General features: G+C 65.6%; 15 protein-coding genes and 1 tRNA gene. 3 read left to right on the top strand and 13 right to left on the bottom strand.

Translation table 11 applies throughout. The features are described 5' to 3' along the window. Window positions 1-98: 98 nt before the first annotated feature. The 7 genes from AC1C2M_RS13270 to AC1C2M_RS13300 all read right to left on the bottom strand — a co-directional run bounded on the left by AC1C2M_RS13270 (window position 99) and on the right by AC1C2M_RS13300 (window position 5,561). Window positions 99-842, bottom strand: a complete 744-nt coding sequence (locus AC1C2M_RS13270) for an SDR family NAD(P)-dependent oxidoreductase (protein ID WP_495433358.1) — start codon at window positions 840-842, stop codon at window positions 99-101. Window positions 843-851: 9 nt separating this feature from the next. Further along, window positions 852-1,703 carry a fumarylacetoacetate hydrolase family protein gene (locus AC1C2M_RS13275; protein ID WP_495436998.1) on the bottom strand — a complete coding sequence of 284 codons (852 nt, stop codon included), beginning with the start codon at window positions 1,701-1,703 and terminating at the stop codon, window positions 852-854. Between the two features lie 49 nt (window positions 1,704-1,752). Continuing rightward, entirely contained in the window at window positions 1,753-2,781 is a 1,029-nt protein-coding gene (locus AC1C2M_RS13280; protein WP_495436999.1) for a bile acid:sodium symporter family protein, read from the bottom strand. A gap of 170 nt (window positions 2,782-2,951) precedes the next feature. Then, entirely contained in the window at window positions 2,952-3,623 is a 672-nt protein-coding gene (locus AC1C2M_RS13285) for a FadR/GntR family transcriptional regulator (RefSeq protein ID WP_483406365.1), read from the bottom strand. A 77-nt stretch (window positions 3,624-3,700) separates the two neighbouring features. Then, window positions 3,701-4,351 (bottom strand): DUF4190 domain-containing protein, encoded by a 651-nt coding sequence (locus tag AC1C2M_RS13290; RefSeq protein WP_495437001.1) that lies wholly within the window; start codon window positions 4,349-4,351, stop codon window positions 3,701-3,703. 44 nt (window positions 4,352-4,395) lie between these two features. Next, on the bottom strand, window positions 4,396-4,917 hold the full coding sequence (locus AC1C2M_RS13295; RefSeq protein ID WP_495437003.1) for a hypothetical protein: 522 nt from the start codon (window positions 4,915-4,917) through the stop codon (window positions 4,396-4,398). A gap of 68 nt (window positions 4,918-4,985) precedes the next feature. Continuing rightward, entirely contained in the window at window positions 4,986-5,561 is a 576-nt protein-coding gene (locus AC1C2M_RS13300) for an LURP-one-related family protein (protein WP_495433364.1), read from the bottom strand. Window positions 5,562-5,767: 206 nt separating this feature from the next. Between AC1C2M_RS13300 and AC1C2M_RS13305 the strand changes: the two genes are divergently transcribed. Both AC1C2M_RS13305 and AC1C2M_RS13310 read left to right on the top strand, forming a co-directional pair. After that, window positions 5,768-6,196: an organic hydroperoxide resistance protein gene (locus tag AC1C2M_RS13305; RefSeq protein ID WP_495437004.1), complete on the top strand. Its 429-nt coding sequence runs from the start codon at window positions 5,768-5,770 to the stop codon at window positions 6,194-6,196. Window positions 6,197-6,229: 33 nt separating this feature from the next. Further along, window positions 6,230-7,462, top strand: coding sequence for an MFS transporter (locus tag AC1C2M_RS13310; RefSeq protein ID WP_495437006.1), 1,233 nt, complete (start codon window positions 6,230-6,232; stop codon window positions 7,460-7,462). Window positions 7,463-7,507: 45 nt separating this feature from the next. Here the strand turns inward: AC1C2M_RS13310 and AC1C2M_RS13315 are convergent, their stop codons facing one another. From AC1C2M_RS13315 to AC1C2M_RS13325, 3 genes are all read right to left on the bottom strand, one after another. Beyond that, on the bottom strand, window positions 7,508-7,873 hold the full coding sequence (locus AC1C2M_RS13315) for a hypothetical protein (protein ID WP_495437007.1): 366 nt from the start codon (window positions 7,871-7,873) through the stop codon (window positions 7,508-7,510). A 6-nt stretch (window positions 7,874-7,879) separates the two neighbouring features. After that, a complete protein-coding gene (locus tag AC1C2M_RS13320; protein ID WP_495437008.1) occupies window positions 7,880-8,668 on the bottom strand; it encodes a GNAT family N-acetyltransferase in 789 nt (262 codons plus the stop codon). 93 nt (window positions 8,669-8,761) lie between these two features. Beyond that, window positions 8,762-9,667: a DUF4190 domain-containing protein gene (locus AC1C2M_RS13325; RefSeq protein ID WP_495437009.1), complete on the bottom strand. Its 906-nt coding sequence runs from the start codon at window positions 9,665-9,667 to the stop codon at window positions 8,762-8,764. A gap of 129 nt (window positions 9,668-9,796) precedes the next feature. On the opposite strand from AC1C2M_RS13325, the gene AC1C2M_RS13330 reads away from it, so the two are divergent. Beyond that, window positions 9,797-10,075 (top strand): hypothetical protein, encoded by a 279-nt coding sequence (locus AC1C2M_RS13330; RefSeq protein WP_495437011.1) that lies wholly within the window; start codon window positions 9,797-9,799, stop codon window positions 10,073-10,075. Between the two features lie 24 nt (window positions 10,076-10,099). Here the strand turns inward: AC1C2M_RS13330 and bla are convergent, their stop codons facing one another. The 3 genes from bla to AC1C2M_RS13345 form a co-directional block, all read right to left on the bottom strand. Beyond that, window positions 10,100-11,020, bottom strand: a complete 921-nt coding sequence (gene bla / locus AC1C2M_RS13335) for a class A beta-lactamase (RefSeq protein ID WP_495437560.1) — start codon at window positions 11,018-11,020, stop codon at window positions 10,100-10,102. Between the two features lie 108 nt (window positions 11,021-11,128). Beyond that, a tRNA-Met gene (locus AC1C2M_RS13340) sits at window positions 11,129-11,203 on the bottom strand. Between the two features lie 74 nt (window positions 11,204-11,277). Beyond that, on the bottom strand, window positions 11,278-12,147 hold the full coding sequence (locus AC1C2M_RS13345) for a helix-turn-helix domain-containing protein (RefSeq protein WP_495437013.1): 870 nt from the start codon (window positions 12,145-12,147) through the stop codon (window positions 11,278-11,280). Window positions 12,148-12,175: the final 28 nt, after the last annotated feature.

A 12,175-nucleotide genomic window follows, 5' to 3' on the forward strand; every position in this document is an offset into this window, starting at 1 on the left:
TCGCGGCCCGGCGTGGTGAGGGTACTAAGACCTACACCGCTTCGGGCGCCGGTTGAGGCAGAGCCCGAGAACTGCCTCGTCACCAGTTTGCGGAAGCTCTAGCGTGGGAGGCGTAGCCCCTGCATCCCACCGTCCACGGCGAGGGAGACCCCGGTCGTCGAACCTGCGAGAGGGCTCGCAAGGTAAGCGATTGCGGCTGCGATTTCTTCCGGAGCGACGAGGCGACCGTGGGGCTGGCGCGCCTCGAGCGCAGAGCGCGCTGCGTCGGGATCGGCAGCCGATGCGAGGAGTCGTCCGATCCACGGGGTGTCCGCTGTGCCCGGATTCACGCAGTTAACACGGATGCCCTCGGCCAGGTGGTCCGCAGCCATACTCAGGGTGAGAGAGAGCACCGCGCCCTTGGTTGCACCGTAGAGTGCGCGGGCGGGCAGTCCCGCAGTGGCCGCGATGGAACAGGTGTTCACGATGGCGGCATGGTTGGAGCGCCGCAGGTGTGGCAGTGCGGCGCGGGAAACTCGCACCAACCCAACGACGTTGACATCAAACACTCGGTGCCATTCGTCATCGTCGTTCGACTCGATCGTGCCTTGCGCCCCGATGCCGGCGTTGTTGATGACGATATCGATGCCGCCGAGTCGCTCGGCGGCTTCGGCGACGGCCGATCGTACGGACTCGTCATCGGACACGTCGCACCTGAGCGCGACGACGCCGGGGCCCGCCGCCTCGGGCGTCAGATCCAGCACGGCCACTCGTGCGCCACGCTCGACAAGCAGTGCCGCAGTGGCGGCACCGATCCCGGAGGCCCCACCTGTAACGATGGCTGTCAGTCCGTCAAATTCCATGGTTTGTCCTTACTGATGTGCCGGCGTGAACTGCTGGCGTTGGCGGCCGAGGCCGTCGATCTCGATTTCGACGACGTCTCCGGCGGAGAGGTAGGGGAAGCGTCCCGAGAGCGCGACCCCTTCCGGCGTCCCGGTGCAGATGAGGTCACCGGGTTCGAGCACGAGGTACTGGCTGAGATTGAAGATGATCTCGTTGACGCTGAAGATCAGGTCGGCTGTCGACGAATCCTGCCGTGGCTCGCCGTTCACCCAGCTGCGCAGCCTGGCATCGCTCGGGTCGAACTCGTCGGGCGTGACGACGACGGGTCCGGTCGGGCAGAACCCGGCGCAGCTCTTACCTTTCGACCACTGACCGCCCGATACCTCCAGCTGGAACGACCGTTCCGAGAGGTCGTTGACGGTGACGAAGCCCGCGATCGAGTCACGCGCCTGTTCCGGTGAATCCAGGTATGAGGTGCGCTTGCCGATAACGACGCCGAGTTCGACCTCCCAGTCCGTCTTGGTCGACCCGCGCGGAATCGCGACCGCGTCGTTCGGGCCGACGACGGTGTTGGGTGCCTTGTGGAAGAGAATCGGAACAGTTGGCGGCTCTGAACCCGACTCTGCCGCGTGCGCGGCGTAGTTCATCCCAATGCAGAACACGGAGGACGGCCGAGCGATGGCTGCGCCAACCCGGACGCCGGACGACGGCAGTTCTAGAAGCGCGGAGGCGGCAAGTGCCTGCGCTGCCCGAGCTGGTCCGTCAGACGTCCAAAAGGCGGCGTCGATGTCGGCGGTGATGGAGGCGAGGGAGTAGTACGTCCCGTCCTCGACGACGCAGGGGACCTCTGCCCCCAAGGGGCCAATTCGCGCGAACTTCATGTCATATCCTTCTCAGAGTCGGGGGTGCAGTGTCAACGGGCTGTGCCGGTCACCGGCCTGTCGGCGAAGCGACAGGTGTCGTCTCGGCGCTGGCCGTCCCCGTTTCGGCGATACGGCGCTTCTCTGCGCGGGTGTCTGCCAGATTGAAGAGGGCGGCGAGGATGGCGCCGGCAACGTTGTGCCAGATCGTTGCGACAGCAGCTGGCAGGGCGGCGAGCGGGGAGAAGTTCGCGTTGGCGAGGGCGGCAGCCAGTCCGGCGTTCTGCATTCCGACCTCGATGGCGACGGCGCGACGTTCGCGGGCGCCGAGGCGACCGGCCTTCGCAGCGAGGTAGCCGAGCCCGAAGCCAGCTGCGTTGTGGAGCACGACGGCAAGGATGACGATGAGCGCAGAGCCCATGACAACCTCGGCGCTTCCGGCCATGATGCCCGCGATCACCAGTGAGAGGACCGCCACCGAGATCCACGGAACGGCCGGCGCAATTTGTGCGACCAGCTTCTTGGCCAGGAGCCGCACAACGAGACCGAGCGCAACGGGGATGATGACCATCTGGAGGATCTGCAGCGCCATGGACCAGAAGTCGATGGGCAGGTAGCTGCCGGCCAGCCACAGCACGAGCAATGGAGTCAGTACCGGCGCCACCAAGGTCGAGATGGTGGTCATCGAGATGGACAACGCGACGTTTCCCTTGGCGAGATAGGCAACGATGTTGGACGATGCTCCACCGGGTGCGGACCCGAGAAGCACCATTCCGACGATGAGCAGCGGGTCAAGCTGAAGCAGCACCGCGATACCGAAGCCGGTGAGCGGCATGATCAGGAATTGGGCGACGCATCCGATCAACACCGCATGGGGCATTTTGGCAACGATCCTGAGGTCGGGAATCGTGAGGGTGAGACCCATGGTGAACATGACGATGCCGAGCAGCGTTGGAACCAGGGGGTTCAAAGGGAGCGCCACATCCGGTGCCAGAGTGCCGAAGATGCCGGCAATGACGATGATTACCGGAAACGCCATGACCGCGATCTTGGCCGATCGACGCTCGCGAGAAGCGAGAAGGTCGGATGTATTGCTCAAAATTTTCCTCCTTGAAAACAATTCGACAGCCAGCTGATCGGCCCGAGAGTACGCTAGCACGCCGCAAGTCCGCCATGCGACGGGATTCATGGCTGCGGTGCCAGCAGCGCAATGATCGGATCAATCTTCCGAAGCCGTCGACCTGGGACGCTCCGGCCTTCATGGAGCGTCTAGAGGGCGCCTTTAAGCCAAGCTTCGATCCCGCCGACATGCAGGGTCAGGGCTGCGCGCGCCAGGTCCGGGTCTCGGCTGCGGAGGGCGGCGAGGATGGCGCCATGCTCGGAGAGCGTGCGGGCCGTTGACGCGTCTTCGGTGATGCCTCGCCAGACGCGGGCGCGGATGGTCGAACTCGAGAGGCTTTCGAGCAGGCCCGACAGATAGGCGTTTCCACTGGCAGCAGTGATCTGCCGGTGGAATTCGATGTCGTGACTGACGAGATCGTCGAGACTCGTCGACTCATCGACGGAGGACAGAAGCTGCGAGAGATCATCGAGCTGCGCGTCACTTATGCGCACCGCGGCCAGGCCGGCGGCGTGAGCCTCGAGGACGCGCCGCACTTCGAATATCTCGATCACCGAAGCATCCTGATGGAGGTCAACGACGAATGCCATCGCCTCGAGCAGGAGGTGCGGCTCGAGGCTGGTGACGTATGTCCCGTCGCCGCGACGCACATCGAGTACCCGAATCACTTCCAGTGACTTCACTGCCTCGCGGAGCGAATTCCGAGACAGCCCCAGTCGCTCGCTCAGTTCCTTTTCCGGTGGAAGGCGCTGGCCGGGTTTGAGTTCGCCTGACACGATCATTGCTTTGATCGTCGAGATCGCCTCATCCGTGACTGCCATGCGGCCAGCCTAACGGCTTGGTAAATACCTCACTCGAGGCATCCGTTCGTATCTGAAGGTCACACGGACGGCGCGACCTAGAAGGAGGAGCCGGAGAACGTGAGAACGGAACCGAACGTGTACACGAAGGCCATGATCATGCCGAGGACGATCGACGTGCCCGAGAGCACAAGGCCCCACAGCGCCTGCCGTCGCGGGCGCCCCGGCAACACCAGCCCGATGATTCCGAAGACGACGCCGATGATGCCGGGCAGGGACGCGCCGAAGTTCGACCCGGGCAGGATCGCGATGAGCATCGCGGCGATGCCGATGATGAACGAGGTGAGGCCGGGTCCGTTGCTGTTGAACGGCGCGGTCTGGGCCGGGCCGTACGGATTCGGGTGCTGCTGGGGGTAGCTGTACTGCGCCTGGTTGTACGGCTGCGGCTGGGGGTACTGGCTGAACTGCGGATGCTGTGGCTGGAATGCCTGAGGGTACGGCGGCTGTTGCGGGGACGGGCGATATACGGGTGACGGCGGTGCCTGGGTGTACGGGGGCTGCGGCTGGGAGTACGGGGGCAGCTGTGCGGACTGGCTTGGAGCCGCTGGCGAGTACGGCTGGTAACCGGCCGGCTCCGCGGGCACGGCCTCGGGCGCGTGCGGGTCGACCGGCGCAGAATCTGCGGCGCGATAGGGGCTGGGCGGACCGGAAGCGGCGGGTCCGTCAGGGCTCGGCGTTGGGTTCGTCATGCGCCGAGTATGCCCTATGTGGCGTCGTCAGGGCGAGGAGAAATCTACCCACCCGTGCTGAGCGACACCGCATTGACGGGGAGAAGTGCGCCCGGTGCAGCGGATGAATCGATCGTGTACGGCGCGCTCCGCGTGGTCTCGTCGATCACGCCGAACATCGCGGCAATGAAGCCGAACGTGTAGAGGAAGAACGTCACAAACGCGATACCCATCGAGACCACGGAGAGCACGGTGCCCCAGATCGCCTGGCCGCGCGGCCGGTCAACGAGCACCAGCCCAACGATGCCGACGACGAGCCCCGCGGGTCCGAGCAGGAAGGAAAAGACGTTGACGAGCGGAATGAACGCCGCGACGACCGAGGCGATGCCGATGATCAGCGCCGCGAGTCCTGGCCCGTTGCCGCTCTTCGGTGCCGCCGGGCCGACCGCTGTGTAACCGTACGGCAGCTGCTCCTGCGGGTAATACTGCACCGCGTCGTACGGCGGCTGCGGCGCCGGGTACTGCGGTTGCGTGCTGGGCGGACCGGAGTCCGCTGGACCGGAAGAACTCGGCGGGAGGCTCGTCATGCGTCGAGTCTGCCGCATCATCCGGATTCTGTGGAGAAAACGGATGCTGCGGCAGAGCGGCAAGAAAGCTAGCGCTGCATCAGAGCGTCAAGACCAACAGCCATCGCCGCGGCCAGACGGAAGTCGACCCGCTGGTCGGGAACGGTGACCGTGTATTTGTCGCGCATGCTGAACTGGCGCTCACTCGTCATGACCGGTGCGCCGGTGGCGCGGTCGATGAAGTCGAAGTGCAGTGCCAGCGGAAGGTTGATGAACCGGCGGAGGATCGCGAGGGTCTGGTTGCGTTCCTGGCCGTATGCTTCAAGGCCCGCTCCGCGCAGGTGGAACGACGTCCGCAAGAGGCTCTGGGCGAAGTCCTTCTGGAACGATCCGATGATCGTGCCGTCAGCGGCGGTGACGTCGTACGACGCGGCAACGTCGATCGCCTGGCGTGCCTTGAAGCCGAACAGCGGCATCGTCTTCGCCTCATCGGCGTAGAACGTGACCTGCTCCTTCATCGCCATCCGCTTCTGCTGCGCGATCGCGAAGATCCGGCCCTCGGACCCGTCGGGGTTGGCCTCCACGATCTCGTAGCGGTTCACCATCATGGTGAGGCGCTGCTTGACGAAAAAGCGGGGCGCGTACTGGAACGTGGAGGTGGTCATCGTTGTCCTTCGGGGCAGTAAGGCAGTGGGGCTGCTCGGAAATAAGGGCACCGAGCAGGTGCAGACGCTGAAGATCCTATCGATGGCCGCAGCTCTGTGACCGCAGCGGCGCGGATCGTCCCTGCCAGCCGCCTCAGCGCATCAGTCGTGGGGGTGGATACGGAATACTGGTCAGACTCTTCAACGACCAGAAGGAGAACATCTCTATGGCAGACCCCATCTACACCGCCGTCGCTACCTCGACCGGAGACGGCCGCGCCGGCGGGCACACCGTCTCGAGCGACGGACTCCTCGACGTGACCCTCGCCATCCCGACCGAAATGGGTGGACCTGGTGGGGCAACGAACCCCGAGCAGCTCTTCGCTGCCGGATGGGCGTCGTGCTTCCACTCCGCGCTGAAGTCCGCGGCGGCGAGCCGGAAGATCACGTTCACCGACTCGGCCGTTATCGCCGAAGTGGGACTACAGCCCACGGACGGCGGCGGATTCAGCCTCTCAGCCGCGCTTCACATTGAGCTCGGCGGTGTCGACCAGGCCACAGCAGACTCTCTCGTCGAGGCCGCTCACGCCATCTGCCCCTACTCCAACGCGACCCGCGGCAACATCCCCGTCACCCTCGACGCGACTGTTGGCTGAACGGGCCTGCCCGGCGCGGCTGCGACCGTGCCGATGACATCAACGACCGACGCTCGCCTCGAACCGGGCATCGCCGCACGCCGTGCGCGCTGGGCCGTCTCGGCGCTCTTCCTCACCAATGGCGCGCTCTTCGCCAACATCCTGCCGCGGTATCCCGAAATTAAGTCAGAGCTGGGGCTCGATAACGCCGCCTATGGTCTCGCGGTTGCGGCGTACCCCGCCGGAGCGATCGTCGCCGGGCTGGCAGCGGCGGTGCTCATCCGCCGACTCGGCTCCGCCCGGGTCGCCGTGGCGGGCACGGTTCTCACCGGCATCAGCCTGCTTTTTGCCGGTCTTTCGCCGACGGTCATTCTGTTTGGCCTTGCGCTGTTCGTCGGTGGAGCATCGGATGCCATCACCGACGTCGCGCAGAACGCTCACGGACTCCGCGTCCAGCGTCGGTACGGCCGCTCGATCATCAATGCGTTCCACGCGATCTGGTCGATCGGCGCGGTGCTCGGTGGCGTGATGGCCGCGGTCGCCATCGCGCTCGGCATCCCGGTGGGCGTTCACCTCACCGTCTCCACGGCACTCTTCGCGGCGGTCGCGCTCACCGCACGCCGATTCTGCCTCCCCGGTCGTGACGACGAGCTCGACGAGCTTGACGAGTCAGGGTCGGCCGAAAGGTTGGGAGCCCCGGCCGCCGGGCGTCAACGCGTCTCCGGCCGCACCGTCGCCGTGCTCGCCATGCTGACCCTGGTCGCCATGGCGGGAGCCGTCGCCGAGGATGCGGGCAACACCTGGGCGACCCTGTACCTCGCCGACTCGCTCGGTGCCGCCGCTGCGGTTGCTCCGCTCGGCTTCATTGCACTCGTCGGTGCGCAGTTCATCGGGCGGATCATCGGCGACGGGATGGTGGACAGGTTCGGTCAGCGGGCCGTCGCCCGTGTCGGCGGGCTCATCACCGCGGTCGGCATGGGCCTGGCTCTCGCGTTTCCGAGTGTGCCCGGCACCATCCTCGGCTTCGCCGCCGCCGGATTCGGCACCGCCACGTTGATCCCCGCTGCGATGCACGCCGCCGACGAACTCCCCGGCATCCGCGCGGGCATGGCTCTCACGATCGTGTCGTGGCTGCTCCGCGTCGGCTTCCTGCTGTCGCCGCCGTTCGTCGGTTTCATCGCCGAGAATGAAAGCCTTCGCGCCGGGCTGCTCGTTGCGCCGGCCGCCGGTATCGTCGCGATCCTGTTCGCGGGTGTGCTGGAAAAGCGCCGCGCGAGGGATCGCTGACGGGGCCGGCGCGGAAGGTCCCAGCGCTGAACTTCGCGGTGTAAGTCAGCCGCCGACGCCGAGGGTCTGTGCCCACTCCACGGCGGAAGCGATGAATACGACGAGCGAGCCAACGACGAGGAATGCCCAGCCCAGCGCCTGGCGGTCGAACGACTGCAAGGTCCACTGCTCGGCCGGAGAGAGCGGGTCACCCGATTCGCGGATCAACTGCTTCAGGAGCGTTCGGCGCTTACGGATTCGCCAGCGCGGAACCGCGTAATACGTGCGGCTGCGGCCATCCGAGGAGACCCGGCTGAGGTCCGACTGGGAGTTCTCAAGCGAGCGGATGCCGTTCTGAAGCGAGTTGACCATCTGGATCACCGTGCCGATGAGCAGCAGCACCGACCCGAGTGCCAGGGCGAAGAGAACCATTCTCGGTCACACCCTGAACGAACGCAGGTGGCTGATCACCGTGAAGCCCATGCGTTCGTAGACGGGTTGCCCGAGGGTGCTCGCCTGAAGGGTAGCGACGCGGAGTCCCTTCTCTTGAGCGGCTCGCAGTGCCCATCCGGTGAGGGCCGTGGCGATTCCGCGGCCGCGGAAGGCGGCATCCGTTGCCACGAGGTAGATGCCGGCGACGCCGTCGCTGACCAAAAGCTCGGCGGTGCCGACGATGCGTCCGTCGATGATGCCGACGAAGCGCTCAAGCGAACCGTCGGACGGTCTCAGCGCCTCTGCGCGGATCGCGCCCTCGCGTGCGGCGGCGGTGACACCCATGGAAGCGGCGTACCCGTCGACCCATGGGGCCAGGTCGGCGTTCGGGCTGACCGGTTCGATGGTGAGGTCGGTGGGGATGTTGCCGAGGGCGAAGCTGTCGAGCTCCAGGGCCATCACCGGGGTCGTTCCGACCTGTCGGAGGCCACGCTCCTGCAGGTGCTGCTCGATCGCCGGGTCGGTGTCGTCGCCGATCTCCCACAACCAGGGCACGCCGGCGAAGTGTTCCGCGGCCGCGGCGAGAGTGGACTCGGTGTCGCTGTCCTGCGCCCGAAGGACGGCGTTGAGTCGCGGGTGCGCGATGCCACTGCGGGTCCAGGTGACGGAGTCGTCGCGGGTGCTTTCGGCACCCCAGCCGAGCCAGTACGAGCGGTAGTTGGCGAGCTGCGGGGCGAGGTTGCCGATGTCCTGTTCGGTCACCGGAGTGGTCGATGGCACTTGAGGATTATTCATCCGGTCGATCATAGGCAGGGGGTGACGGCATCCGCCATCGTTTTATTCGGAGGGCTGTAACCGGCGCACCGTGCAGGCGAACGCCCGGGCGGGCTACTCGACCGCGAAGTAGAACGGGTCGGTGACGGCGTCGTCGTAGGTGTACGACAGCGTCCAGTATCCGCCCAGAGAATTGTCGTCCGGGACGGCGATCACGACGTTCCCGGTTCCGCTCTCGCCCTCGGCGAGGTCAGTGAGCAGCTCGATCCTCGGCTCGGGGGCGAGCGCATACAGGTCAAGCGGGCTGAATTCGTAACCGTTCGACGTGACGTACCCGACAGCGATATCCATCGCGGGGGAGACGTGCACGCTCGACAGCGCTGTCACATCGACGGTCACCATCGCCCATTTCATCCCCGCGGGCGGTTCGGTGTTGCTCGCGACCGCGAGCACCTGGTCGTTCGCGTTGAGAACGGATGCCGACAGCGTCGCCTCGTAGGCCGGCTGACCCGCGAGGTCGATGAGTGTGATCGGGGTGCCGAGCGCGAGTGAATCGACCGGCGGCGGTGTTGCCACCTCGCTTGAACTCGAATCGTTGTTGTACGACTTGTCCAGTTCGCTGCCGACATACGAGATGAACCCGAACGTGTACACAACGATCATGAGAACCGCGAGGGCGATCGACACCGCCGAGAGCGCCGTCCCCCACACGGCCTGGCGCCGTTCGGGTTGGGCGCGCCGGAGTCCGACGATTCCGCAGATGATGCCGGTGATGCCGAGCAGGAAGGACAGGAAGTTGACGATCGGGATGAACGCGGTCACCACTGACGCGATTCCGATCACCAGGGCGGCGAGTCCTGGTTTGCCCCGATTCGGTGCTGGCGTTCCGGGTGCTGTGAAGGCGGCGGGGTACCCGTACGGGCTTTGCTGCTGCCCGGCATCCGGTGCGGGGGCGTAGATCGGTGGGTTCTGCGGCGCGGAATCCGCGGGACGATAGGGACTCGGCGGGAGGTTCGTCATACCGAGAGTCTGCCCCACCGCGGTTGTGATCGGCGAGGGGAGAGGTGCCCAGTGCCGTACCTGGGTCGTTGAGGCGAGCATTGCTCCCCTAGGATTTCTGACGAAAGCGACCGACCAAGGGTGGAGCGAATGGCTGAACAAACTGGCGCTCTGCTGGGGGCGCTCGCGGAGGAGCTCACCCTCCCGTCGCCACAGCGCGATACCGGTGCGGCCGATGGGTCGCTTCGATCCGTGATCCGTCTGCTGCAGGAGGCCGAGAGACTTCAGGCGGATGGGCACGCCGATGCCGCGCTGCGTGCGCTCGATGGTGCTGCGCGTCACGTGTCCGACTCGTGGTCGTTCCGGTCGGTCCTGGGGGTCGAAGTGCTTCGGGTGGCGCAAGGCAGGCGTGCGGCGAGCTCCCGCTGAGCGTCACCTTCTGACGAACGAACTTCAGCGCTGCAGCGCCTCGATCGCAACCGCGGTCGCCTCGGCGATCAGCGTGTCGTCGTAGTCGGCGTCGGCTTCTGAGCGGCTCGACAGAACCGTGAGCACGATCGGATCGCCCTCGGTTGGCCAGATCACCGCGGCGTCGTTTCGGGTTCCGTAGCCCGCCGAGCCGGTCTTGTCGCCGACCGTCCACTCCGTCGGCACGCCCGCCCGGATCAGCTTGTCGCCGGTGGTGTTGCCCACGAGCCATTCGGTCAGGATCTCTCGATCGGATGCTTCGAGGGCGTCACCGAGGACGAGCGCGTCGAGCGTGGTCGCAAATGCTTCAGGGGTGGTCGTATCGCGCGGGTCACCGGGGATCGCTTCGTTGAGCTCCGGCTCGGTGCGGTCCACCTGGGTGACGTCGTCGCCCATCGCTGCGAGTGCGGTCGCGAGCCCGGCCGGACCGCCGATCTGCTCGAAGATGAGGTTCGCTGCCGTGTTGTCGCTGTATCGAACGGCGGCGTCGCCCAGTTCGCGGAGCGTCATCCCGGTGTCGACGTGTTGCTCGGTGATGGGTGCGTAGTCGAGCAGGTCGGACTCGTCGTAGGTCACGAGAGTGTCGAGTTCGTCATCGCTGGTCTGGTCGAGCAGTACGGCCGACGCGAACACCTTGATGGTGGAGGCGTAGGCGAACCGCTCGTCGCTTCGGTACTCCAATGCCAGGCCGGTTCCCGTGTCGAGGGCGTAGACGCCGAGGCGGGCATCGAACTTCTGCTCGAGTTCGACGAACTCCTCGTCTGCTGACGGCGTCGTGGGGGTGGGGGTTGCCGTTGCCGATGGTGTTTTTGCGGGAGCCGGTTCGGCCGCGCATCCGACGAGGACGCCCATGGCGAGGGTGGTGAATGCGGCGGCGACGAGGCGAATCGTGTGGGGCATCAAAATTCTCTCGGGTGGATCATCGAACGTGGTTGCCCAAGTCATCGTAGTGGGGCTGTGACAGGCTCATCGGTGCGCTGATCACCCGTGCGCTGAGCGCGAGCTTATTCTCAGACGCGACGGCAAGATTCGAACTTGCGAATTGACGGGCTATGAGACCGTTCCCTTTGACCACTTGGGTACGCCGCGGTAGACAGCCACGGTACGGAGATGATCGGCAGCCCGCAATCGATGTGTCGCCGTCTTACGCCGGATGTCGTCCCTCAGCAGTTGCGGGCGCGGTATTCACCCGGCGAAACCTCGCACAATTTCACGAAGTGAGCGTAGAAGCTGCTCTGCGATCCGAAGCCCGCCGCGTGCGCGATCTCGCTCGCGCTCAGCGTTGTGGTGACCAGCAGGCGTTGCGCCTCCGAGACCCGGCAGCGGGTCAGGTATTCGCCGAGCGTTGTTCCGACCGATCGCCGAAACAAGGACATCGCGTAATGGGTGTTGAGGTGCGCAGCTTCTGCCACGTCAGCTGTGCTGATCGGCTCTCGAAAGTGCGCCATGATGAACTGCGTCATCGCGATCACCCGCTGCATCGATTCTGAGGCGCCCGGTCTCGCGAGGGCCATCGTCGAATCCTGTTCAGTGGATCGCCGGTGATAGCCGAGCAGGCGTCGCACCAGTGCGTGTGCCTCGATGAGCGCGGTCGCCGCGCCCTCCTCCTCGTCCAGCTCCCGCAGCCAGCACATGAACATCGACTCGACGTCGTGACCGGCTGCCGCAATGGGGACGATCACCGGTCTGCCCTGGAGCACATTATGGAGATCGCGGGCCGCGAGCCCCCAGTGGAGCACGGTGCTCAACGGAATGTGCAGCCAGCAGCTGTCGACCGGATCGTCCTCGGGAGTCTGGATTGTTTGGTGCGGAACGGCACCCCAGAACAGCGCCACATGCCCGGCGGGGATGCTGATGCGCTCACCTCCGAAGAGGTAGTCGAGCTGCCCGCTGAGTACGAAGTTGAGTTCCAGATCGTCGTGCTGATGGGACCGGTTCATCGGCAGCACTTCACCGCGGCGACTCCAAATCGCTGGGTTGACGACATCGACGGCGGAGGAACGAACGGACGGGGCATGCACAACAATGGACATGCCTACAGGCTAGGACACGACCTGAGGA

Source organism: Mycetocola sp. Y444, assembly GCF_059445295.1.

What these genes read in the sequence shown, in the direction of transcription:
- AC1C2M_RS13315 (WP_495437007.1), bottom strand. Translation starts at nt 7,873, where the DNA reads ATGGTTCTCTTCGCCCTGGCACTCGGGTCGGTGCTGCTGCTCATCGGC.
- AC1C2M_RS13300 (WP_495433364.1), bottom strand. Translation starts at nt 5,561, where the DNA reads ATGACCACCTCCACGTTCCAGTACGCGCCCCGCTTTTTCGTCAAGCAG.
- AC1C2M_RS13285 (WP_483406365.1), bottom strand. Translation starts at nt 3,623, where the DNA reads ATGGCAGTCACGGATGAGGCGATCTCGACGATCAAAGCAATGATCGTG.
- AC1C2M_RS13345 (WP_495437013.1), bottom strand. Translation starts at nt 12,147, where the DNA reads ATGTCCATTGTTGTGCATGCCCCGTCCGTTCGTTCCTCCGCCGTCGAT.
- AC1C2M_RS13305 (WP_495437004.1), top strand. Translation starts at nt 5,768, where the DNA reads ATGGCAGACCCCATCTACACCGCCGTCGCTACCTCGACCGGAGACGGC.
- AC1C2M_RS13330 (WP_495437011.1), top strand. Translation starts at nt 9,797, where the DNA reads ATGGCTGAACAAACTGGCGCTCTGCTGGGGGCGCTCGCGGAGGAGCTC.
- AC1C2M_RS13320 (WP_495437008.1), bottom strand. Translation starts at nt 8,668, where the DNA reads ATGAATAATCCTCAAGTGCCATCGACCACTCCGGTGACCGAACAGGAC.
- AC1C2M_RS13270 (WP_495433358.1), bottom strand. Translation starts at nt 842, where the DNA reads ATGGAATTTGACGGACTGACAGCCATCGTTACAGGTGGGGCCTCCGGG.
- AC1C2M_RS13275 (WP_495436998.1), bottom strand. Translation starts at nt 1,703, where the DNA reads ATGAAGTTCGCGCGAATTGGCCCCTTGGGGGCAGAGGTCCCCTGCGTC.
- AC1C2M_RS13325 (WP_495437009.1), bottom strand. Translation starts at nt 9,667, where the DNA reads ATGACGAACCTCCCGCCGAGTCCCTATCGTCCCGCGGATTCCGCGCCG.
- AC1C2M_RS13290 (WP_495437001.1), bottom strand. Translation starts at nt 4,351, where the DNA reads ATGACGAACCCAACGCCGAGCCCTGACGGACCCGCCGCTTCCGGTCCG.
- AC1C2M_RS13310 (WP_495437006.1), top strand. Translation starts at nt 6,230, where the DNA reads ATGACATCAACGACCGACGCTCGCCTCGAACCGGGCATCGCCGCACGC.
- AC1C2M_RS13295 (WP_495437003.1), bottom strand. Translation starts at nt 4,917, where the DNA reads ATGACGAGCCTCCCGCCGAGTTCTTCCGGTCCAGCGGACTCCGGTCCG.